Below are 1,785 nucleotides of genomic sequence, written 5' to 3'. Positions count from 1 at the left end.
ATAACCAATAATGAGGCAAATAATGCCATTTAAATAAAACTATTTGAGAATCAAAAAAACTAAGAGTGTGGCAAAAAAAAAATTAATAAATTATAGTTGATAGGTAATATCAACTAGGATAAAGAAGGAGTTATAGTAAATGTCTTCTATTGTTGCTGACCCAGATGTTGAAGTTATCCCAACTAACGAAGATGGCTTCGTGATTTTAGGACCAGACGATCAACCAAGTAATATTGATGGCAGCGGTGGTCTAGATGTTATTCAGACTGGTGATCAAACCGATGACATTAGCGGTGGTGACGGGGATGATGTGGCCCTGGGTGGAGCCGGAGATGACCAAATCACTGGCGATGAAGGGGATGATGTGGTGCTGGGTGGAGAAGGAAATGATAACCTGATCATAGGACCAGGCAGTGATGTGGCGATCGGAGGTCCTGGAAATGATACATTTACCTTCGAGTTTTTTGACGATGCACCGGATATTATTACTGAGTTTCAGTCTGGAGAAGATAAAATCGTGATTCCAGGGGTTAGTGACCAGACTAACGTGACTTACGACCCGATCACTGGTGAGCTAAAAGTCGATGGGCAAACCATTGCTCAATTGAGTTCAGGTTTGGATCTTGAAATTAATCAAACTGACGATGGTTTTGAGATACTTTAGTAGGTCAGTAATCAGCATATGCGCATTCGCGCACGCGTGCGCGTTCAGCTATCAGCAATCAGCGATTAGCGCTACGCGCAGCGTGCGCGAACAGCAATCAGCGATTAGCGCTACGCGCACGCTGCGCGAACAGCAATCAGCTATCAGCTTATGCTTTAGATCACAGCGTCGAAGCCTGTGCCACGATCTTTGAGGTGCCAAAGGCCACTGACCGCTGACCACTAACCGCTAACTACTGACCACTGACCGCTGACCACTGACCGCTGACCGCTGACCGCTTAATGCTTGATTTGAGATGTGAACATAACTTTAATTAGGAAAGGTAACAGGCAAGAGTTAATAAGGAAAGGCAACAGGCATGCATGCAACCGGCAAGACTTAATTAAGTAGCGCTCCATCCCTATTGCCTATTGCCTATTGCCTATTGCCTATTCCCCGTTCCCTGTTCCCTCTCATGATGTACACTTACTTAACTGACGCAATTACCGCTTGTGAGCAAGCTTTGGAAAGTCCATCCCCAAATCGAGCTGATTTTGCCTCGACTTGCCGAGTTTTAGGCAATATCTTGCAAGGGATGGGTCGGTTTGATGATGCAATTTTCTGGCACTCTAGAGTGTTCGATGACAAACCGAATTTAGTGCAAGTCTATGCTAAAATAGGAAATCTATACAGTAGTCAACAACAGTGGCAGCAAGCGATCGCATCCTACTACCATGCTCTTAGCCTCCAGCCAGATTTTGCTGAGGCTTACTGGAGTTTGGCAGAAATCTATTCTCAGCTGGGGAAAAAAGACGAGGAAATTGAGTGTTGGTATCAGACTCTGAGCCTGAAACCCAAATCAGCAAAGGCTCAGGGGCATTATAAACTAGGGAAAGCGTTCCTGGCTCAGGGTAAACCGGATCGAGCCATTGCTTGTTTCCAAAATGCGATTGAGCGTGACTCCAGCTTATGGGCAGCTTACTACGAGTTAGGAGAGTGTTTGATAGCCCAGGGGAAATGGGATAATGCGATCGCATGTTATCGTCAGTTACTCGACCTTGACCCAAATCAAGCTAAGGAGATCGGAAAACACCCGGCTGAACCCCAATCACCCTAGGTTCCGGAACTCGTAATCCGTCCTC

2 protein-coding genes are annotated in these 1,785 nt (G+C 45.8%); both read left to right on the top strand.

What is annotated here, in order from left to right:
- The first annotated feature begins 139 nt into the window (after positions 1-139).
- The gene (locus F6K49_RS45580; protein WP_293087049.1) at positions 140-664 is read left to right on the top strand and encodes a hypothetical protein; all 525 of its coding nucleotides are present in this window, start codon (positions 140-142) and stop codon (positions 662-664) included.
- Between the two features lie 403 nt (positions 665-1,067).
- Positions 1,068-1,760, top strand: a complete 693-nt coding sequence (locus F6K49_RS45575; protein WP_293108850.1) for a tetratricopeptide repeat protein — start codon at positions 1,068-1,070, stop codon at positions 1,758-1,760.
- Positions 1,761-1,785 lie beyond the last annotated feature (25 nt).

The organism is Moorena sp. SIO3I6 (assembly GCF_010672095.1).
Note: the sequence above shows the minus strand (reverse complement) of the source record. Positions and strands in the feature narration are given on the sequence as shown.